This window comes from Vibrio sp. V15_P4S5T153 (genome assembly GCF_963874485.1).
GTDB classification, from domain to species: Bacteria; Pseudomonadota; Gammaproteobacteria; order Enterobacterales; family Vibrionaceae; genus Vibrio; species Vibrio anguillarum.
In genome coordinates this window covers 588,159-608,769 of sequence record NZ_CAWNHR010000011.1, presented here as the reverse complement: position 1 = coordinate 608,769, position 20,611 = coordinate 588,159, and the positions used below count along the sequence as shown (strand labels likewise).

At 45.3% G+C, this 20,611-nt stretch carries 19 protein-coding genes; 10 read left to right on the top strand and 9 right to left on the bottom strand.

Annotated features, from left to right (window positions below):
* Positions 1-90: 90 nt before the first annotated feature.
* The 6 genes from sapA (at position 91) to hemB (ending at position 6,814) form a co-directional block, all read left to right on the top strand.
* Positions 91-1,710 (top strand): ABC transporter substrate-binding protein SapA, encoded by a 1,620-nt coding sequence (gene sapA / locus AACT42_RS04700; RefSeq protein ID WP_094168028.1) that lies wholly within the window; start codon positions 91-93, stop codon positions 1,708-1,710.
* Positions 1,710-2,672 carry an ABC transporter permease gene (locus AACT42_RS04695; protein WP_094134201.1) on the top strand — a complete coding sequence of 321 codons (963 nt, stop codon included), beginning with the start codon at positions 1,710-1,712 and terminating at the stop codon, positions 2,670-2,672. Before sapA ends, AACT42_RS04695 begins: the two co-directional genes overlap by 1 nt.
* Positions 2,659-3,546 carry an ABC transporter permease subunit gene (locus AACT42_RS04690; RefSeq protein ID WP_013857042.1) on the top strand — a complete coding sequence of 296 codons (888 nt, stop codon included), beginning with the start codon at positions 2,659-2,661 and terminating at the stop codon, positions 3,544-3,546. The genes AACT42_RS04695 and AACT42_RS04690 overlap by 14 nt, the downstream gene beginning before the upstream one ends.
* Positions 3,546-4,541 (top strand): peptide ABC transporter ATP-binding protein, encoded by a 996-nt coding sequence (locus AACT42_RS04685; RefSeq protein ID WP_010320232.1) that lies wholly within the window; start codon positions 3,546-3,548, stop codon positions 4,539-4,541. The genes AACT42_RS04690 and AACT42_RS04685 overlap by 1 nt, the downstream gene beginning before the upstream one ends.
* A complete protein-coding gene (locus tag AACT42_RS04680) occupies positions 4,538-5,326 on the top strand; it encodes a peptide ABC transporter ATP-binding protein (protein WP_013857043.1) in 789 nt (262 codons plus the stop codon). The genes AACT42_RS04685 and AACT42_RS04680 overlap by 4 nt, the downstream gene beginning before the upstream one ends.
* 507 nt (positions 5,327-5,833) lie before the next feature.
* Positions 5,834-6,814 carry a porphobilinogen synthase gene (gene hemB, locus AACT42_RS04675; protein WP_202599528.1) on the top strand — a complete coding sequence of 327 codons (981 nt, stop codon included), beginning with the start codon at positions 5,834-5,836 and terminating at the stop codon, positions 6,812-6,814.
* A gap of 641 nt (positions 6,815-7,455) precedes the next feature.
* Here hemB and AACT42_RS04670 read toward each other — a convergent pair.
* From AACT42_RS04670 to focA, 7 genes are all read right to left on the bottom strand, one after another.
* Positions 7,456-7,848: a DUF2750 domain-containing protein gene (locus AACT42_RS04670; protein WP_094133462.1), complete on the bottom strand. Its 393-nt coding sequence runs from the start codon at positions 7,846-7,848 to the stop codon at positions 7,456-7,458.
* A 100-nt stretch (positions 7,849-7,948) separates the two neighbouring features.
* Positions 7,949-8,854, bottom strand: coding sequence for a manganese-dependent inorganic pyrophosphatase (locus AACT42_RS04665; protein WP_010320151.1), 906 nt, complete (start codon positions 8,852-8,854; stop codon positions 7,949-7,951).
* A gap of 210 nt (positions 8,855-9,064) precedes the next feature.
* A complete protein-coding gene (locus AACT42_RS04660) occupies positions 9,065-10,801 on the bottom strand; it encodes a glycoside hydrolase family 36 protein (protein WP_094133463.1) in 1,737 nt (578 codons plus the stop codon).
* A gap of 205 nt (positions 10,802-11,006) precedes the next feature.
* The gene (torA, locus tag AACT42_RS04655) at positions 11,007-13,469 is read right to left on the bottom strand and encodes a trimethylamine-N-oxide reductase TorA (protein WP_017044673.1); all 2,463 of its coding nucleotides are present in this window, start codon (positions 13,467-13,469) and stop codon (positions 11,007-11,009) included.
* A gap of 24 nt (positions 13,470-13,493) precedes the next feature.
* A complete protein-coding gene (gene torC / locus AACT42_RS04650) occupies positions 13,494-14,678 on the bottom strand; it encodes a pentaheme c-type cytochrome TorC (protein WP_026028833.1) in 1,185 nt (394 codons plus the stop codon).
* 51 nt (positions 14,679-14,729) lie between these two features.
* Complete coding sequence (gene torE / locus AACT42_RS04645; protein WP_010318622.1) at positions 14,730-14,906, bottom strand: trimethylamine N-oxide reductase system protein TorE; 177 nt, start codon at positions 14,904-14,906, stop codon at positions 14,730-14,732.
* Between the two features lie 640 nt (positions 14,907-15,546).
* The gene (gene focA / locus AACT42_RS04640) at positions 15,547-16,401 is read right to left on the bottom strand and encodes a formate transporter FocA (protein WP_026028023.1); all 855 of its coding nucleotides are present in this window, start codon (positions 16,399-16,401) and stop codon (positions 15,547-15,549) included.
* A 302-nt stretch (positions 16,402-16,703) separates the two neighbouring features.
* On the opposite strand from focA, the gene AACT42_RS04635 reads away from it, so the two are divergent.
* Entirely contained in the window at positions 16,704-16,937 is a 234-nt protein-coding gene (locus AACT42_RS04635; RefSeq protein WP_010318620.1) for a TIGR02647 family protein, read from the top strand.
* Between the two features lie 64 nt (positions 16,938-17,001).
* Here the strand turns inward: AACT42_RS04635 and AACT42_RS04630 are convergent, their stop codons facing one another.
* On the bottom strand, positions 17,002-17,445 hold the full coding sequence (locus AACT42_RS04630; protein WP_013857051.1) for a PACE efflux transporter: 444 nt from the start codon (positions 17,443-17,445) through the stop codon (positions 17,002-17,004).
* 96 nt (positions 17,446-17,541) lie between these two features.
* On the opposite strand from AACT42_RS04630, the gene AACT42_RS04625 reads away from it, so the two are divergent.
* Genes AACT42_RS04625 through AACT42_RS04615 form a run of 3 tightly spaced genes read left to right on the top strand, consistent with a single transcriptional unit; the run spans position 17,542 to position 19,920 of the window.
* Positions 17,542-18,432, top strand: a complete 891-nt coding sequence (locus AACT42_RS04625) for a LysR family transcriptional regulator (protein ID WP_010318618.1) — start codon at positions 17,542-17,544, stop codon at positions 18,430-18,432.
* Between the two features lie 32 nt (positions 18,433-18,464).
* Positions 18,465-19,295 (top strand): NAD(P)H-binding protein, encoded by an 831-nt coding sequence (locus AACT42_RS04620; RefSeq protein ID WP_094133464.1) that lies wholly within the window; start codon positions 18,465-18,467, stop codon positions 19,293-19,295.
* On the top strand, positions 19,288-19,920 hold the full coding sequence (locus tag AACT42_RS04615) for a YdcF family protein (protein WP_094123464.1): 633 nt from the start codon (positions 19,288-19,290) through the stop codon (positions 19,918-19,920). Before AACT42_RS04620 ends, AACT42_RS04615 begins: the two co-directional genes overlap by 8 nt.
* A 101-nt stretch (positions 19,921-20,021) precedes the next feature.
* Here AACT42_RS04615 and AACT42_RS04610 read toward each other — a convergent pair whose 3' ends face one another.
* Positions 20,022-20,600, bottom strand: coding sequence for a thymidine kinase (locus AACT42_RS04610; RefSeq protein ID WP_026028832.1), 579 nt, complete (start codon positions 20,598-20,600; stop codon positions 20,022-20,024).
* Positions 20,601-20,611: the final 11 nt, after the last annotated feature.

The following is a 20,611-nucleotide window of genomic DNA, read 5'->3' as shown; positions in this document are numbered from 1 at the left end:
GTTTAGATCAACAAAAAATGGTAGATTATCAGGATTTTGAGGCATAATGATTAGCTTTGTTTGCCCTACTTCTCACAGTTATTTCTCTTTATGAAAACATTGATACGATTCGCACTAGGAATATGCAGCTTTAGCCTACTGATAGGCTGTAGCGAACAAATTGACCATAGTAAAATTCGCCAGAGCGGATTCGTATATTGTGGTCACGGCAATCCCACCACTTTTAACCCACAATTGGTTGAGAGCGGCATTACGTCTGAAGCTCTCAGCCCACAGATTTACGACACGCTGTTGCAATTGGATTCAGAAACCTTACAACCGATACCAAGTCTGGCCACGAGTTGGACAGTGAATCCACAGGGTACAGAGTATACATTCAAGCTAAACGATGGAGTTCAATTTCAATCAACCGCTTGGTTTACACCGACTCGCGCTCTTAATGCCGATGATGTGGTCTTCAGCTTTCGTCGAATCATTGACCCAACCAACCCGTTTCATTACGTTAATAGTGGCGTCTACCCATGGTTTGCGGGTATTGATTTCAAAAACTTGCTGATCGATGTTCACGCTCTGGATGATCTCACGGTTAAATTTACCCTTAGTCGTCCCGACAACTCTTTTTTATCCAATATCGCCACCAGTCACGCTGTCATACTCTCTTATGAGTATGCTAATCAATTAGTGATTGAAGATGAAAAAAGCATGATCGACAGTCATCCTGTTGGCTCAGGACCTTTTTATCTAGACGAATTTAAAGTGAATGACCTTATCCGCCTCCGTCGTCATGGTGCTTATTGGAATGGCGTGGCGAAGATGGAGCAAGTCGTATTCGATGTGTCAAACAGAGGGACTGGTACACTCGCCAAACTACTACGCTATGAGTGTGACGTACTTAGCTCGCCGATTTCAAGCCAGATCCCGATCATCAAACAGCAAGCAGAAATCAAACTGAATGCCAAACCAGCAATGAACGTCTCGTTTATTGCTGTAAACACATCTCATCCTGCACTCAGTGATGTTCGCGTGCGTAAAGCGCTTAATTTCGCGATCAACCGCCAAAATATTTTGGACTCGGTCTATTACGGTACAGGGAGTATTGCTTATAACCTACTGCCGCCGTCATCTTGGGCTTACCAAAAAGACAACGTTCACATTCGCTATGATCGTAATTACGCGATCGCATTACTTAAAGAGGCCGGCTATTACGCCAATTTGGAATTGACGATGTCAGTCCCTTCAGAGCCTCATGCCTATAACCCAAGTCCACGTAAAACTGCTGAGCTAATTAATGCGAACTTGGCTGACATTGGTATTACATTGCATATCATCACCCAAGACCGTCTCGATCGCTCAAATTTGATCCAGCACGCTAACGCTGATCTGATTTTAACCGGTTGGAATGGCGATACCGCAGACCCAGATAACTTTTTGCGTCCACTGCTCTCTTGTAATTCAGAACGTTCGGGGCTCAATACCTCGATGTGGTGTAATAGTGATTTCGATTTTCTACTCGATTTGGCCTTGGAAGTAGACAAGCCGCGCTATCGCCTCAACTTATACAAACAGGCGCAAAATATTTTAAACGAAGAGTTCCCAGTTATCCCACTGGCACACGGCATGCAATTTAAAGCGTACAATAAGACGCTAACAGGCTTTAAACTCAGTCCGTTTAATGTACAGCCATTCAATACGGTTGAGAGGATCGAATAGTGTTTTTATATACGGTACGTAGGCTCAACTTATTTATTATCACGTTACTCATTTTGACTATGGTCGGGTTTGCGCTGCTGCGCTTAGATCCCCACTCGCCTCTAATGGACCATGGTTTCTGGTCAGGTTGGTCAACCTATTTAGGGCAACTACTGCAACTCAATTTTGGCGTCAATCACAGTGGTGTCCCGATTGTGGACGAACTGGCGATGGTCTTTCCAGCAACGCTGGAGTTATGCCTCATCGCATTTACTCTCTCTTTGTTAATTGGTCTCCCTATTGGTACGCTCGCAGGAATGAAGCAAGGTAAATGGATTGATACCGTCATCTCCTTCACGTCAATGTCCGGCTATTCAGCCCCGCTATTTTGGGTGGCTCTACTGATGATCATGGTCTTTTCTCTTCACTATGAATGGCTTCCCGTGTCAGGACGTTATGATCTACTCTATCAAGTAGAACACGTAACTGGTTTTGCGTTAATCGATGCTTTTTTCGCTGAAGGCACCTACCGTGCCCATGCTTTGCAAAGTGTTATTGAACATATGATTTTGCCCTGTTTGGTGCTGGCTCTAGCACCGACGACACAAGTGGTAAGCCTGATGCGCTCTTCGGTAGCCGATGTGATGGCTCAAAACTATATACGCGCCGCTCGAATTAAGGGCTTAAGTCACTACGAAATTGTGACTGCTCATGTGCTGAGAAATGCAATTCCACCTATTATTCCTAAATTCGGGGTTCAGCTATCAAGTATGTTAACGCTCGCCATTATTACTGAGTCCATCTTCAACTGGCCAGGAATTGGCCGTTGGCTGCTCGATGCCTTATCTAACCAAGATTATGTCTCCATTCAAGCCGGCGTGATCGTAGTTGGTACGCTCGTTCTCACAGCAAACATTCTGTCTGATTTGATTGGCGCTATGGTTAACCCGCTGGTAAGAAAGGAATGGTATGCTAACAAATAACATTTATCAGGAAGAGCATATTCCGACTCAGTTTGAGCGGTTTTGGCGCAGCTACCGCAATAACAGTTTGGCAATGTTTGGCTTGTGGTGCTTAGGACTCATTGTGTTGATTACCCTCACCTCTCCTTGGATAGCCCCTCATGATCCACAGTTGCAAACGAGCAACCTGTTAATACCGCCTTCTTGGGATCCTGCAGGTACTGTCGAATTTTTCTTAGGTACCGACGATTTAGGCCGAGACATCTTGTCACGGTTGATTGATGGTACCCAATACACCTTCGCTGCCGCTATTTTAATCACCGCTATCGCAGCTGTGATCGGCTGTTTTATCGGTATCATGGCAGGCATGACCAAAGGATTATTGTCCAGTACATTGAACCACTTACTCGACACCGTCATGTCGATTCCATCATTGCTGCTTGCCATTATTTTTGTGGCACTGCTCGGTTTTGGCGAGTTCAATATTTTGCTTGCGATTGGTTTGGCACTCATCCCTCGCTTTGTTCGTTCGGTGTATATTGCCGTACACAACGAAGTAGAAAAAGACTATATCCTCGCCGCACGTTTAGATGGTGCCAATGACTTTTATCTGTTGTGGAACTCCATTTTACCCAATGTACTTGCTGTCATCGCCAACGAAATAACACTCGCGTTATCCATTGCCATCTTAGACATCACCGCTTTGGGCTTTCTTGGTTTGGGTGCTCAAGCACCAAGCACCGAATGGGGCACCATCTTAGGTGATTCAGTTGAGCTGATTTACCTCGCACCGTGGACAGTCACTCTCCCCGGTTTAGCGATTATGTTTACGGTGATCATCATCAACTTAGTCGGTGAAGGTGTACGACAAGCTCTGAATGCAGGGGTGGAATAATGCCATTATTAGATATTCGCCATCTCACCATCGAAATTGATACGCCACAAGGCATGGTAAAAGCCGTCGATCGCATGAGCTTAACCATGAACGAAGGCGAAATTCGCGGATTGGTGGGAGAATCTGGATCAGGAAAAAGCTTGGTGGCTAAAGCCATCGTAGGAATATGCAAAGATAATTGGACCATCACCGCCGACCGCATGCGCTTAGGTAACATTGATCTACTTCAGCTGACGCCGCGCGAACGCCGGCGAGTGATTGCCCGCGACATCGCGATGATTTTTCAAGAACCGTCAACCTGCTTAGACCCTTCAGATGAAGTGGGAAAACAACTGATTGAATCTATTCCATCGCGCACATTTGAAGGCAAATGGTGGCAGCGTTTTACATGGCGTAAAAAACAAGCAATTGCCCTTTTACATAAAGTAGGAATCAAAGAGCACGCTCGCATCATGAGTAGCTACCCCTATGAGCTAACTGATGGTGAGTGTCAGAAAGTGATGATTGCGATGGCTATCGCAACCAAACCAAAAATTTTGATTGCTGATGAACCAACGAACGATTTGGACCCCATTACCCAATCACAGATATTGCGCCTGCTCAGCCGGATGAATCAGGTCAATAACACCACGATTCTATTGATTGGCCACGACTTAACCACCATTACCCAATGGGCTAACCGTATTACAGTGATGTACTGCGGTCAGTCTGTTGAGTCAGCCGATACCCAGAAAATATTGAGTGAACCCAAACACCCTTATACGGCCGCACTACTGAAAGCGATGCCTGATTTTAGTGATTGGATCCCGCATAAAGAAAAATTGCAATCCTTACCGGGTTCCATTCCACCCTTGCAACATTTACCGATTGGTTGCAGATTGGGGCCTCGCTGTCCCTATGCTCAGCGCCAATGCGTTGAAATACCGTATCCACAACGTATTAAAAATCATAAGTTTGCCTGTCATTTCCCACTCAATATGGAGCAACAGTCATGAGTGCATCATTATTAGAAGTGAACGGGTTAACTAAAGATTTCATTACTCGTTCAGGTCTATTTCGCAAGAAAATTCAGCATGCGGTCAAACCGGTCAGCTTTACGTTAGAAGCGGGGCAAACTATTGGTTTTATTGGCCAAAATGGTTCTGGTAAATCGACATTGGCACGAATGCTTGCGGGGATGGTTGAACCCTCTGCTGGCGAGATACGCGTTAATGGAGAGTTATTGGAACACAAGGATTACTCCACGCGCTGTAAGCTGATTCGAATGATTTTTCAAGATCCGAACACATCGCTCAACCCAAGAATTCAAATTGGTCGTATTCTAGAAGGGCCGCTCAAAAGAAACACCAATATGCCACCTGAAGCTCGCATGAAGCGCGTGAAAGATACGCTATTGCGCGTTGGGTTATTGCCAGAGCACGCCTACTTCTACCCGCAAATGCTCGCCACCGGGCAAAAACAGCGGATTTGCTTGGCACGAGCACTGATTCTACAACCGTCGATCATTGTGGCTGATGAAGCATTAAACGGGTTAGACATGGCAATGCGATCACAGATGATTAACTTGTTTCTAGAACTGCAAGAAGAGATGGGTGTCTCGTTTGTGTATGTATCTCAACACCTTGGTATTGTAAAACACATTACTGACAAAATTATGGTGATGCACGAGGGTGAAGTAGTCGAATCGGGTGACACACAAGAAGTATTGTCTAATCCAACTCATCCCATCACTCAAAGAATGATTGAGAGCCACTTCAACAAAGCGCCCAGCTTTAAATAGCCGCTCTGTATTTAATGTCGGAAGACAATATCGTGTGAACGATTCAGATACAGTACTGTTCCTCCTCCTTTTAGGGGGAGGTTAGGAGGGGGTGTTCAGACCCTAGCCCTCCTGTTGAAGGGGAGGATTGACAGTGTTCACCCCACCCTAACCCTCCCCTAAAAGGGGAGGGAATTAGTTTCGTTAGCGTTGAGAGTATTTCATTTATGATGATAGATGCGTGTTGCTAAAATAGTTTTTCTCCAAAATCGTTTAGTACAAATGCTCTTTTAAATTTTGAAGGCATATGTTTCCATACTAAAAGTTATACGAAGCCTGAATATAGAAAAGTATTGCGTAGTAGGCTGCCACCTCATTTCTGACATAACTATTGACTGATTTTGTATTGAAAATCAGAGTGAAAAAACTGTATTTTTTAGATCAAAAAGTGATTTTTTACTAAAGAGAAATCATAAGCTCTGACTAACGAACCTTTGTATCGAGTAACTTAAATTAGGATATGATATTTTGAATACTGCCCCAATACGACGCCTAAGACGCCTCCGAAGTTCCGAAGCTATGCGAGACTTATTAAGAGAAAATCATGTGCAGCTAGGTGATTTAATTCATCCTATATTTGTCGAGGAGCATATAGAGCAACCTGTGCCAATTTCTACTCTACCTGGCATAAGCAGAATCCCAGAGTTTCATTTAGCGGATGAGGTCCGAGAACTTCATGCTTTAGGTATACGCTATGTGATGCCTTTTGGAATATCTCATACTAAAGATGCGCAAGGAAGCGACACATGGAATGATCATGGTTTACTTGCACGTATGATTAAAATAATAAAGTCTGCTGTGCCTGATATGATGGTTATTCCAGATATTTGTTTCTGTGAATATACTGATCATGGGCATTGTGGAGTAATAAAGAGTAGTAAAGTGTGTAACGACCTTACGGTTGAAAACTTGGTCAAGCAAGCTTTAACAGCAGCTCAAGCGGGTGCAGACATGTTAGCTCCTTCAGCAATGATGGATGGTCAAGTAAAAGCGATTCGTCTGGGTCTTGATGCCGCCGGTTATCGTGACGTGGCAATTTTGGCACATTCAGCAAAGTTTGCTTCTTCCTTTTACGGGCCATTTAGAACGGCAGTAGATTGTGAACTCAATGGTGATAGGAAAGGCTATCAACTTGACTATGCCAACGGTCGACAAGCTTTACTCGAAGCTTCTCTTGATGAAGCTGAAGGTGCTGATATCCTTATGGTCAAACCAGGCACACCTTATTTAGATGTGCTTTCCCGCTTAAGGCAAGAGACTCATTTACCGTTAGCCGCTTATCAAGTAGGTGGAGAGTATGCGAGTATTAAATTTGCGGCTCTAGCTGGTGCTCTCGATGAAAAGTTAGTGGTGAACGAAACTTTTATTGGGCTAAAACGAGCTGGAGCAGATTTAATTGTCAGCTACTACACTAAGCAGTATGCGACATGGTTAAGTGAAGAAATTTAGCTGAGTATTTGGCTATGAATTTCAATAATTAACATAAGTTCTCTGCTGTACCAAGACTGTGGACTAAAGGAATGCTCTTTGTCCACATTATTCAATTTTCAGAGTTGGCATATTCGCGTTCAAGTGTTTAAAGCTTTAAGGTTTCAGCCCGTTCTGGCTGAAACACTTCTGCCCCATTTCGTGCTGGTGAAAGTAAACCACCTTGTTCTCATACTAATAGCTTTCCATAGGTTACCTAATACAAAACGTGAGGTGGAGACAGCATAGGGGACAGTCAGAAAAAGAGAAGTACTGTTAGCAGTCCCAGCCTGCCACTGACGTCTTCTATTCAGGTAAAAGACAGTGAGTACCTTGCGCTGCACTTCATTGTCAAACTAAGCCAGTAATGCCACTTTTGGGTACACATCAAAACTGTCTGAAAATACATTCACCCATCCCACTGTGTCATGCGGTTTGTAACGGCAAAACGAGCGTTACAAACTGGAATTCAGGGTTATTTGGAAAGCGTTGAGGCCTAGACTGGAGTAAGGCCTATGGCAGGGCTGTCAAGAGCATTGTGAAGTACTTTGTCTGACAGCCGGAGAGTGCCATCTAACATTTAATCGTGTTAGTAAAAGAGCTTCTATCAGAAGCTCTTTGAGTTAGCGCGTTTTACTGGCTTGCTTTTTCAATTCAAAATCAAATTCGTCGGGAAATAACACAACGCCTTCTTCATTCTCATTGGGGAACACCACGACCGACAATTTATCTTCTTCCAAGCCTGAAGTCCAACGGCTGTGCCATTTGTTCAAAGAGATCGCTTCCGCTTCACACGCTTGCCACTCGCCTGTTGCCCATGCCTTGGCAAACTCTTGGTTAGGCCACACAGGAACACAATCATCTTCTTCTGTGTTGAGCATGACACAACCGTGCTCATCTTTTAGTATCCAAACTTCACGGTTTGCAACAATGGCTTTAATGCAGTATTTAAAACGTTCTTCTTCATTATAGCGATTGATTGTTTCTATCTGTTCTGTGGTTAATGCGTCTGCCATAGCCCGGCTCCATGCGAAAGTTGGGGAATATAAAAACGCCTACAGTGTAGCACTGCAGGCGTTACATTTAGAATCTTAAACAATAAGATGATAAAAAGGATTAAGCCAATTCAGCTTGCAGCCAAGGCCAACCTTGTTTCTTACGGCTTAAGGTATTTTCCATCATCAACATGCCATCTTGTTCGTGTTTAGTCAGTTTTTCAGCCCATTCACCGGTGTATAGAAGACGAGTCTGCGCGGTGGTAATGTCGGTCAACATCACGGCGGCAAACGCAAGGCCTTCCTCTTCACAGCGACGAACTAGATCTGCTTGAATGGCGTCAATCATGCCATCGACTTGTTCAAGCGTTGCCAATTCCACTTGACCAACCACCACATCACGGCCGTTGAATGGGTAAGCTTTCAAATCTTTCTCAACAAGTTGAGCGGCAGATAAACCTTCAATGTCTGTTTTCGCAATCAAAAGCGCTTTAATAAAGGCATCAAGGTCTTCAACCTCAGCAATTTCAGCCAGTGCCAGCACCGCTTCTTTATCTTTTGGTGTGCACGTTGGAGACGCAAAACCGACCGTGTCAGACAAAATCGCAGACATCATCAATATGGCTAAAGGACGTGTGATTGGCGCATTTTCCATCTTGAATAGGTTGAACAAGATAGTACAGGTACAGCCGACTGGCCAAATCCACGCTTCTAGTGGATTCACTGTCATTACGTCGCCTAGGCGATGATGGTCAACAATACCGAGAATTTCCGCTTGGTTGATATCATCAGGTGCTTGCGCAAGATCGGTATAGTCCACAAGCCATACTTTTTCGCCCGCGACGCTAGTACGAAGTTCAGGTTGATCAACACCGGCTGTTGCAAGAATGTGTTGAGTTTCACGGTTAATTTCACCCTGACGAACAGGCGTTGCTTCTAGACCACGTGCTTTAAGTAATTCAGCAGCAACTAATGCACCACAAATGCTATCACTATCTGGGTTTTTATGACCGACAACGAAAATCATCTTTCTTCCTATTTTAATGCTATTTGATGGCCTATCGAAGGTGATAGGCGAGATTGCTCACAAAGGCCGATACTTTACCTGATTTTCAGAATTTGTCATGGCTTGTGGTTAAGAAATTATGGCTAATTTAGCGCAGCATTCCGCTACCCCGAATCATTCAGTTAACCTGAGCACTCTTAACAAGAGCACTCTGTTAACAAGGGCACTCCACTAACAAGAGGTAATCACTGCTCGGCTGGTTAAGCCACTTGCCAAGGAGACTTCAAATACTTTGACTGGCTCTGGCGAGAGCTTATCTCCTGTCCAGTAGTCATACCAATCCACTGGCTGGCTCGCTGTTAAGGTATAGTCACACGCCTCACCTTGGTAATTGAATAAGCAGTGCAGATCATTGCGTTCTGTTAACTTTAAAAATAGGTGATTGAGAGCCAATGAAGTTGGCTTAGCCGCATCTTGGTTGTGTTTGCGCCTAATCATTAACTTATTTAGGCTCTGCTTAGCAAAAGAGGTCAATTCTGGGAGTGGATCACCTGAAAGCAATAAACCACCACACGCAAGCAATACATTGCGATGAAATTCATAGCTGACGCGATCGGTCGATTGATTCGCAAGCGACGTCAGTGTTGCGCAATCAGGATCAATTTGCCATAACTTGCGGTGCTGCCAACTGCGATAAAAAGTCTCTTTAGCGATTTGTTCAAAGCGCTGTGGCGAACGCTCGACATCGTCCGAAACACGCATGGCATCCACCAGCCCCAGTGACGGCCACATCGGCGCGTTACATCCAAGTAACCATGCCTCTCCCGCGCCTTCTGCTATCGCCTGCATCCCTAAACGGTACGCTTCAACACCCGTCACTCCCGACTGATAACGCCGCCCTTTAAGTGTTCCCCAATAGTTCGCATCCAATTTAAACAGCTCAACCCCCCACTCTTCTTTCATGGTTTTGATCACATGGGTTAAGTATTCCTGCACGTCAGGATGAGATCCATCCAGCACATACCAAGGTGTACAGCGCCAGCCACCGTAGGTTACTTCTTCAGCTTTCAGTGGTTGTCTTTGAGCATTTTGTACAAACCAATCTGGATGTTGCTTAAACAATTGAGATTCAGCTTGTGCAATGAAGGGCGCGAGCCAAATTGCAGGTTTTTTGCCCGCTTGTTTGATCTCTTGGATCAGCGCTTTAACACCACGAGAAAACTTATCGGACGGCGTCAACCAATCGCCCATAAACGCCTGATAGCCATCATCCAGCAACACCCATTCTAGCCCCGAAAGTTCTCCTTGCATTGCCGCAAGGTTGGTTAGGATGTGCTGTTCATTAACATCGGCATAATAGGCATACCATGAACACCATCCAACGGGCGCAGGTTGTGCCACACCAGCACGCGGCGTATGGTGACAACTAATATATTGCGCATACTGTTGATACAAACCTGATAATGAATCACCTTGCAAAATAACGACGGATTCTAAACTGTTATTTGTCCAATCTTGTGGATGGGTCTGCTCGCCGTCAATGGAAGCGACTAAATAGGTGCCCGTCCTTTCCTCAAGAATTTCAAAATAGCCAGCAAAACGGTGGCAAGAGGTAAAACCAAACAGTTGGTATCCGGTGGATTGTTCAATCACCAGCGTGTTGTAATAACGTTGGCTGTCTTGCAGCGGGTATATCCGGTAGCTCAAGCTATTGTCAGGGCAACGCCCCACATCCACCGGATGATGCGGCGAACCTGCAGTTTGCGCTAGCATTTGAAAACCGTCACCAATCACTCGTGCGTCCGATTCAATGTCAAATAGAGTGCGAAACAGCGAGTAGTGATCGGAAATGGGCGAGTTATGTATTCCTGAATAGGAAAAACTGATCTCATCGCCTTGCAATTGGGCAATCAAATCCGGTTGAAGTAACTCAATTTCTCGATGACATGGCAGAGTGATCGTTGTCATAACACCTCAGTACAAAGTACAAATTGTTGTTCTGGCAGTGTCTAATGAATTCGCGTTACATGTAAGTTGTTTTGATCACGTTTTCTCTTTGACGTGGCTCCGTATGCTGTTTTATTCAACAATGAGAACGCCCAAGGTACAAGTTTGGATGTGACAAGTAAAACGCCAGCATGTTTGCTGGCGTTTCGTTGAGCTAATGACGGAATTACGCCACTTCGATTGGTCCACCGAATGACGTCACTGGTGGTACTTTACCAGTAAACTTCTCGAAATCGACAATGCAAGTATTGGCTGAAGTGGCTTGCGCCAGCTCAGATGAGCCGACATCGAGTGTGAGTGTATTTGGATCGCCATAAGTGCAAATAGCTCCCTCTTTTTCATTCAACGGGCCATACCACGCCCCCTCTTCGATACGGATCACGCCGCGCGGGTAGCCATCGCTTAAGACGGCACCAGCTAATAGCTGGCCGCGATCATTAAATACGCGAACTAAATCCCCTGCTTTAATGCCTTTTTGTTTCGCATCGATTGGGTTGATATACACGGGCTCACGGCCATTGACAGCATAGGTCGCGCGATACTCTTCTGACTCACACATTTGTGAGTGCAAACGCTTATCTGGGTGACAAGATTGTAACCAATATGGATGCTTATCTGAACCCGGACCGCCGTGCGAACGCTCGGTTTTTTCAAACCACATCGGGTGATCTTGGCAATGTTCATAGCCATAACGCCCAATCTTACGTGACGTAATCTCGATAAAGCCAGACGGTGTACCCAATGCGTTTATCTCAGGGTCTTTACGGAAATCGGCGTGGCGAACCCAAGGTTGGCCTTCACCAAAATCCAGTACGCTCTGCTGCCAAAACTGTTCAAATTCTGGTAAATCAAACTTACCCGCGTTGGCTTTTTTACACTCGTCATAGAGCGAACGGACCCACTCCATCTCATCCATGCCGCGTGTGAACTCTTCATGGCGACCAAAGCGACGCGTCAATTCAGTGAAAATCTCAAAGTCAGTACGCGATTGGAACAGAGGGTCAACCAAGCGGTGCATGGCAATCAAACCCTTGCCCGAATAAGAACCGTATACATCGATATCATTGCGCTCAAACTGAGTACAGGCAGGAAGAACGATGTCGGAGAAACGACAAGTCGCCGTCCAAGCAAAATCGATCGTGACGACGGTTTGAAGCTTGCGAAACGCCTTCTTCATTCGGTTACGATCTTGGTGATGATGCCACGGGTTGTTGCCTGAAATTACCATCATTTTGTAATCAGGTAGTTTTACGCTCGAACCGTTGTAGCGGATCTCTTTACCCGGCTCTAGCAAGCAATCGACCCAACGGGCAACAGGAATCGTTTTACTGTAGCCGTTGTAGTTTTCGTTGTCCCATTTCGGTTTTGAACCCGTATCTAGGTTACGTGGAAAACCGCCGGGCGAGGCAAAACCGGTTGATGGGACCCCAATACCAGAATAGTGATGTCCGTAGGAGATCCCCCCGCCTGGCAGGCCAATTTGACCAACCATTGCAGCCACAACCGCACCAGCCCAGTAAGGCTGTTCGCCATGCTCTTGACGCTGAATACACCAACCAAACAGTAACTGAGTTCGGCCATTAACGAGCATACGTGCAAATTCGCGGATCTTATCGGCTGTTACGCCACAAATCTCGGCGGCCCATTCTGGCGACTTAACAATCTTATCTTTCGTTTCGCCTTGAACGTACTGAATAAAAGGTTCAAATCCTAAGCAATAGGTTTTGATGAACGCCTTGTCATACAGATCTTCGTTATACAACACATGCGCCACCGCCAACATAAACGCCACATCGGTCTGTGGGTTAATGTACCAATGGTCACTGTTTAAGAAGCGCTGGGTTTTATTCTTGACTGGATCAACCGAAATAACGTTGATCTCTCCTTTTGCCACTTTTTCTTTCAACTGATCAAGATAAGGAAAGGATTGGTGCGTTTCACAGTTCCAGCCAACTTGCAGGTTTTTTACCGGGTCGGTCGCCCACAAAACAATGTTGTCTGAATGCTCAAGAATTTCCGACCAAGAGGTTCCTTGGGCATACACTTCTGTCGAACCTAACACGTAAGGAAGAATGGTTTGGCCTGCACCTGTTGAGTAATCACCCACTTTAGTGATGAAGTTACCGTGCATACCTACAGCGCGTTGCATCATCGCTGTACAGTTGTGAAATGACCCCGTTTGGTTCCAACCCGTTTGTCCTGCATGCAGCGCCCAAGGGCCGTACTCTTTTTGTACGCGCTCAAGTTCACGATAAAACAGATCCAACGCTTCATCCCAAGTGACGCGGATAAAACGGTTGTTGCCACGTGTTTCGCCGCTGTATTTATGTTTTTTGAGCCAATCAAGGCGAACCATTGGGTAACGCACTCGTGATGGACTATAGATAATGCCTTTGATTCCGTTGAGCATATCAGTGGGGTGCGTGTCTGACTCTAGCGGCTTGACCGATTGTACTTTTCCGCCATACACATGTGCGCGAAATGCCCCCCAATGAGAGCCTGATACTTTCCAACTGCCTGTTGTTTCTGCCGCGTTAGCCGATGTCGAGACCAATAAACTTGGCCCAATAACCGACGCCGCACTGGTGGTTGCTACACCTTTAAGAAAACTTCTTCGTGTAATCGCCATATTTAAAACTCCGTTTGACGTGGATTAATGGTGACCTTCAGCAAAATCTGAAGAGTGTTTTTGTAGATACTTCAAGACTAACGCTTCGCTGTCTGTGTCGAAGTTGACGAATGCCATCATGCCGTTAAACATGCCCGGCCAAGTATTCGCATCAAAATGCGCTTCATCCGGTTGGCTATGACAGACAGAGCAGTTCGTTTTATAGGCCTCACCCGCTTTTTCCCAAATTGGATCCACGCTATCGAGCATGGCTTGTTTTTTCATCCACACTTTCGCGTTTACTTTTTCCCAAGGTAGACCGGTGAGATCATCGACACGCTTTTCACCAACAGTGACGATTGCATCATTTTGTGCCGCTTCTTTCATCAAGGAGCCCACAGCGATGTTCATACCAAAATCTTCTTGGATCACACGACCAAAGCCTTTTGCTTTACGCCAACCATCAATTTCGATTTGAATCATCTCTCCTTTCTCATCCAATACCGTGACTGCCGATGCTGGGTTTAGAAGGCCTGCTTCCACTTGAGCTTGCGCATCTTCATAAATAGGTAAGAAGCGAACGCTCACCACTTGCTTGCCGACCGAGTAATCGGTTTTAGATGCCAACTGCTCTAGCTCGCCAATCAGTCCACCTGAGCTATCCATATTTTTAGGCAGGTTGTGGGCGATCCCTTTATGGCAATCTAGGCAACTTTGATCTTTTTCCGCTGCTTGTTTCATCTGAATACGCGCGGTTGCCGACATCTGTTCGAAATCCATCGAATCGTAATTGTGGCAATTTTTACATTCCAATGAGTTGTTGGCTGAAAAGCGCTCCCACTCATGCTTGGCCAATTCAATACGGCGCTCTTCGAATTTTTCAGGGGTACCTAAATCACCAAAAACTTGCGCAAATACCTCCTTAGAGGCTTGCATCTTACGCGCAATTTTAGCGGTCCATTCGTGTGGTACGTGGCAGTCTGGGCAAGTGGCACGTACGCCTGAATGGTTTTTCCAGTGCACGGTTTCTTGCAGCTCAACATAAACGTTGTCGCGCATTGTGTGGCAGCTGATACAGAATGCTTCTGTGTTGGTGGCTTCCAGTGCAGTATTAAAACCGCCCCAGAAAATCACACCGGCGATAAAACCGCCCATCGTGAGCACACCAAGGCTGATGTGCACGGCTGGACGAGTCATAGTGCGCCAAATTTTGACTAACAATGATTTCATGATTCGCTCTCTTAAATTTTCGATCAAAAGGATTACGGGTGAACCGTGGAATTAACCGTGCGCACCAGGAGGACCAAAGAGGAACACTTGCAGCATCCAAACAATGAATCCATAACCGCCGACAAAGGCGATACTTAAGATCGGAAAGAGAACCACTGTGATTAAGAGGAAAGACTTCCACTCAAGCGAACGTTTCTCATTACTCTCTATTTTATTAACATCACTCATACATTTGCCTGTTTTGTATTTCAGTCATTTTGAGCAGCTCGACGACAGAGCTCAGCTTATTACTATTTCTGATACGAAATGTTAGACCATACTCTTTGTAGGGTTCAATCGATTCCTACCTTATATAGCAAGGAATCCACTACTTTTTTGAGCTCGCACGGAGTTGTGTTTGATTAAGAATTTATGTATAGAAATGTGAGTAGTTGTGTCAATTTAATTTCTTTTCATAAACGTTAAACAAGAAACAAAAAAGAAACAAAATGAATTGCAAGATAGGATTGAGGTGCGAATTTCTTCCCGCAAAACGCTCAAATGGCAACCAAAATGTAACGCTATTGTTAATAAGATGAGGAATGGTTAGATGTCGATCACCGCTCAGGAATCGGTGCTATATTCGCCCCACTTCAGTGCATAATGCACTGCCCACTGCTGGGTTTTTGTGCACTTCTTGATAGAATTCATCTTACACACTGGCTTTAAAACAGCTTATCCACAGAAAATGTGGATAAGCTGTTTTAAAGGTATAAATAGTGAACAAACACTAGCAGAAGCAGTCAACACCACCTAAGGCGATGGTTTAGAGATGACAACAAAAAGCGGCCCTTAAAGCCGCTTCTAAAATCATCTCTTCAATAAGGAGTTATTCGTGAGATCCATCTCGAAGGTAAATTAACCAGTACCAAATGCCAACAAAAACACCCCCACCGATGATATTGCCAATCGTCACGGGTAATAGGTTATTGATCAAAAAACCCATTAAGTTAAGGTCTGCGTAGTCGGCAATATTGGCACCCGTCATCTGCCAAAACTCAGCGGGTGCAAAATATTTGATACCAATTGCCATCGGAACTTGGAACATATTAGCGATGCAGTGCTCAAAACCCGCGGCGACAAACATGGCGACAGGTAAAATCATCACCATAATTTTGTCAGTCAAGGTACGACCACTGAAAGTCATCCAGACCGCCACACACACCAACACATTACACATAATGCCAAGCGCTACTGCCTGCATAAACTCGTGGTGCAACTTATGCTGAGAAATGGCCATCGCATTGAGGCCAACTTGTCCACCATCAAACATATATTGTTTGGAAACGAGCATACAGGCGACAAGCATCAGCGCACCAGCAAGGTTGCCAAAATAGACGATGACCCAGTTTTTAATCAGCATGCTCCAAGAAATTTTGCCACTCGCACGTGCAACCAAAGTCAGCACTGAACTAGTGAATAACTCACCACCGGTGACCACCACCAGAATAAGACCTAAGCTAAACGCAAAGCCGCCGATAAAACGGCTCAGACCCCAAGCCATATCGCCCGTGCCTGTCGTCACTGTAGTGTAAAAAACGAAAGCAATACCGATATGAATGCCAGCAGAAATGGCAAGAAGGAAAGACTTCATCGGATCTTTCGTCGCTTTTCCAACGCCAGTTTCTGCGGCGCGCTCTGCCATTTGCGGTGGCAATAGGGAATCAAATTGGTTTAAGTTCATGGCAAGTAACATTTTGAAACAAGTTATATAAGGCGCGGATAATCGCTCCATTCCTATGACAATTCAAGAGCTATTTTCCATGTTTACAAAAAATGTGTTTAGCGTGATGAAAATCATAAAAATTTATTGATAGCCCATATCCAGCGTCTATGGATAGCCACTCTCTTGCAAGCCAATGATGAATATAACTGTGTGAAATATCCCCAATTTGGTTGCAGATAACATTTCTTACAACAACTGATTGCAGCCAACAGCGCCGCCATCTATGGTGACAAAAAATCATTCACTATATAGGTGTCGAGATGAAATTTACTCAACAAAATATCGCCGAGCTCAATCTACTCCTCCAATTTGATTTAAGCAGCGCTGCGACTGGCATTAAAGTCCGCAATGATGCGTCTGACGACATGCAATCCGCCGTTCAACGTCTTTACGAAAAAGGTCTATGTACATTACCTGATGGTGGCTATTTGACGGATGAAGGCATCGAAGTGGCCGAGCATGCAGAGCGCGTGCTGCGCGTTTTGAACTCTTAATCTAGCCTGCAAAGGCAGCCGAGACTCTGCTGGCTGCCTTGCCCCTTTAAAAAACCGCCCTTCTTTATTTGGCCATTCGCTCAATCCAACGTTGATAGGGCTGAATTCGATCATATCCCCAGTTAAACAGTGTGGTGTAGATAAAGAAAAAGGTCAGAAACCCAGCTTCCAAAATCAATGCATCCCACATCGATACGTCTAAAACCCAAGCGATCACCGGAATAGAAATAAAGACGAGCCCACCTTCAAAACCGGTCGTGTGTAACAAACGTAAGCTAACCGTACGCGCTAATCGGTTGGTACCAAACACTCGGTCGAACAAAACGTTGTATAGATAGTTCCACGCTACGGCAAATAGGCTCAAACCAATACCTATCATGGCTAAATCCCCCGTTCCCTGCCCTGTCACCAATGCGGAGATTGGAATAATTAACGCTAATGCGGTCACTTCAAACGTTATTGCATGGAAAAGGCGCTCTTTCATCGACAGCTCTCTCATTGACATCATTTTTCTCCTCTTTATTCTTCGTCTGAGGTGTTGAATGGACTCATTTTCATCTATATTGAAGATACTAAAAAGTTAGATAGTATCGGTAAATGAGATATGTTGAGTATTGATCAGTTGCAAGCCTTCACCGCAACCGTTGAGAGTGGCTCTTTCTCCGGCGCGGCAAGACAGTTGGGTAAAGTTCAATCGGCCGTTAGCCAACACATCATCAATTTAGAAATTGATTGCGGTGTAGAACTGTTTGATCGCTCCGGCCGTTATCCACGATTAACCGCGCAAGGCGAACGACTTCTACCGTATGCGCAAGCGACGTTGCAGCAACATCAACGCTTAGCGCAACAAGCACAACTGCTTGCTTCATCACCCAATCAACAGCTTTCGCTCGCGATGGATGAAGGGATCCCGTTACAAGGGTTAACCCATTTATTCAAACAGTTAGCCACACAGTTTCCACACATTGAAATTGAATGTTTAAGTGCATCAAGTACCGATGTGATTGAGATGGTGGAACAAGGTCGCGCTAGCTGTGGGATCATCTTCAGTGAATTGGCCTTACCGAATAACCTTGATTTTGAAAATGTCGGTTCAATCCGTTTTGATGTTTATGTGGCCGCAGAGCATGAATTGGCTCAGCATCAAGCGCCCCATATCGATATGCTAAGATTGCATCGCCAACTCGTTATCCGCTCACGCAGCCATAAAACCAGCAGTTTCCATCAAGCCTTTAGCCCCGAGATATGGTACGCCGATAACTACTATCTATTATTAGAGATGGCGTTAAGCGGTTTAGGATGGTGTTTGCTGCCAAGCTATTTAGCCGAAAGTGAACAAGCGATGGGGAAATTAGTGCGTGTCCCTGTTGAGTTTGAACAGCTGGCTTGGTATACCAACATTGATGTCATTCAGCATCAGCGCATGAGCGCCGATCCTATCCATAAAATGGTCAGGCAGTTGTTGCGCCAGCTTAGTCCACTCACCGATGCCTGATCGGCATACAATCAATACAGGATGTACATTTTATGAGCACCATTACCCTCATTGGCGCAGGTTGGCTAGGCCTTCCTCTAGCGCAAGCTCTTACCGAAAACCACCAAGTCTACGCCAGCCGCACCCAAACGGCAGGAATGCTTGAGTTAACGCAACATGGCATCACAGGCTTTGTGTGCGATCTTTCTCTGCGCGACCAAAGCTTATCGCAGCACTTTATTGCTCAAAAAAGTGAGATTGTGATAGGCAGCTTTCCACCTGGTTTTCGCAAGGGAAGAGGGCAAGAGTATGCGCAGCAGTGGCAGCATTTAGTCGCACAAGCAAAGCTGGCTAATGTGCGTAAAATCATCATGGTTAGCTCAACCAGCGTCTATCCTGACATTGCACAACCAATGAGTGAACAGGATGCCTCCTTGTCACTGGCGCAAAATGACTCAAACTTCAGTGAAGGAGCACGAATCATGTTGCAAGCCGAGCAACACGTTATCGATTCAGGGCTGGATTATGTCATTGTACGCTGTAGTGGCTTGATCGGACCAAAGCGTCATCCCTCACGATTTGCAGCGCGTTTGGCGCAAGTCAGCCGGCTTGCACCAGCTAATATGTTGCATCAAAAAGACGCCATTGGTGCACTGATTTTTGCCAGCGAAAAACTCTCCAACCAGGTCGTTAACGCCACCACACCACAAACCGTGAGTAAAGCTGAGTTTTATCAAGCCGCGTTGGCGGCCGCCGAGCTAGACTCACCATTGCCGCCAATTGTCGATATTGCAGACAAACGCATCTTAAGCGACAAGCTGAGCCAATTGGGCTATCAATTTCATTATTCACACACGTTAGAGGCACTGGCACTGAATGAGTAAACATCTCTACCAACACATTGAAACCTTGTGGCAGTACATGCAGATGAAGCATGAGCTCGTCGCGGCCGATATCATTATGGTGTTTTGCAGCAATGATTTGCGCGTGGCTGAGTATGCTGCACATTTGTACCAACAAAATCTGGCTCCCTACCTTCTTTTCTCTGGCGGACAAGGGCGTTTTACTGAGGGTAAATTTGCTAAAAGCGAAGCAGAAACCTTTGCTGACATAGCCAAAGATTGTGGCGTCCCAACCCACGCGATTTTACTGGAAAAAAAGGCGACTCACTCTGGAGAAAATGTACGATTTAGTCACCATCTATTGGCAGAAAAATCGATCACTGCGCAACGTATTATTGTGGTTCAAAAACCCTTCATGGAACGTCGTGCCTACGCCACATTTGTTAAGCAGTGGCCCGCCCCATTTGAGTCATTGATGGTGACCTCTAGCGGAGAGACATTTTTCGATTATCTTGATGAGGATTTCACCGTTGATGTTGTACTGAGTGCGCTATTAGACGATTTTGTGCGAGTCCGCGACTACCCAGCACAAGGATTTCAGATTGAGCAACCGATCCCAGACGATGTGACACTTGCTTACCAAGTTCTGAGTCAATTTGAGTGGTAACACAAGTTGTGGGGCATACAAAGTTGTGGAGCATACAAAATAGATAGGGAGGCTTAAACCTCCCTATCGAATAATTTGTTCAAGGCGCAGAAGTAATGAATTTACTTACCCAAGGCTTCTTTATAGTGCTGACGACATACCGACACGTATTTATCGTTACCACCAATAGAGACTTGATCACCTTCGGCAATCGCCACTCCATGTTCATCGGTGCGAATGACCATGTTCGCTTTACGGCCACAATGACAAATTGTTTTCAATTCCACCAGCTTATCGGCCCAAGAAAGTAGATATTTACTCCCTTCAAATAGCTCACCTAAGAAATCGGTACGCAAGCCATAGCACAGTACCGGAATGCCGATTTTATCGACCACTTCAGTCAATTGGTAGACTTGATCTTTGGTTAAGAATTGGCACTCATCAACCAAAATGCAGTGACGCTTTTGTTGCTCGTGCAGTGCGTTGATCTCATCATACAAATTCGTTTCAGCGGTAAAAAGCTGGGCGTCTGATTCCAATCCTATTCTTGAACTTACTTTACCAACACCATAGCGGTCGTCGATGGCAGCGGTATAGATCACGGGCGTCATACCACGCTCTTGATAGTTGAAAGAAGATTGTAGAAGAGTGGTTGATTTACCTGCATTCATCGCAGAGTAATAGAAATACATTTGAGCCAAAAGAGAGATTC

Coding starts and splice junctions, on each gene's coding strand:
- AACT42_RS04630 (WP_013857051.1), bottom strand. CDS start 17,445: ATGATGTCAATGAGAGAGCTGTCGATGAAAGAGCGCCTTTTCCATGCA.
- AACT42_RS04615 (WP_094123464.1), top strand. CDS start 19,288: ATGAGTAAACATCTCTACCAACACATTGAAACCTTGTGGCAGTACATG.
- torC (WP_026028833.1), bottom strand. CDS start 14,678: ATGAAATCATTGTTAGTCAAAATTTGGCGCACTATGACTCGTCCAGCC.
- AACT42_RS04620 (WP_094133464.1), top strand. CDS start 18,465: ATGAGCACCATTACCCTCATTGGCGCAGGTTGGCTAGGCCTTCCTCTA.
- AACT42_RS04665 (WP_010320151.1), bottom strand. CDS start 8,854: ATGATTTTCGTTGTCGGTCATAAAAACCCAGATAGTGATAGCATTTGT.
- focA (WP_026028023.1), bottom strand. CDS start 16,401: ATGAACTTAAACCAATTTGATTCCCTATTGCCACCGCAAATGGCAGAG.
- torE (WP_010318622.1), bottom strand. CDS start 14,906: ATGAGTGATGTTAATAAAATAGAGAGTAATGAGAAACGTTCGCTTGAG.
- AACT42_RS04660 (WP_094133463.1), bottom strand. CDS start 10,801: ATGACAACGATCACTCTGCCATGTCATCGAGAAATTGAGTTACTTCAA.
- torA (WP_017044673.1), bottom strand. CDS start 13,469: ATGGCGATTACACGAAGAAGTTTTCTTAAAGGTGTAGCAACCACCAGT.
- AACT42_RS04685 (WP_010320232.1), top strand. CDS start 3,546: ATGCCATTATTAGATATTCGCCATCTCACCATCGAAATTGATACGCCA.
- AACT42_RS04680 (WP_013857043.1), top strand. CDS start 4,538: ATGAGTGCATCATTATTAGAAGTGAACGGGTTAACTAAAGATTTCATT.
- AACT42_RS04670 (WP_094133462.1), bottom strand. CDS start 7,848: ATGGCAGACGCATTAACCACAGAACAGATAGAAACAATCAATCGCTAT.
- sapA (WP_094168028.1), top strand. CDS start 91: ATGAAAACATTGATACGATTCGCACTAGGAATATGCAGCTTTAGCCTA.
- AACT42_RS04625 (WP_010318618.1), top strand. CDS start 17,542: ATGTTGAGTATTGATCAGTTGCAAGCCTTCACCGCAACCGTTGAGAGT.
- AACT42_RS04635 (WP_010318620.1), top strand. CDS start 16,704: ATGAAATTTACTCAACAAAATATCGCCGAGCTCAATCTACTCCTCCAA.
- AACT42_RS04690 (WP_013857042.1), top strand. CDS start 2,659: ATGCTAACAAATAACATTTATCAGGAAGAGCATATTCCGACTCAGTTT.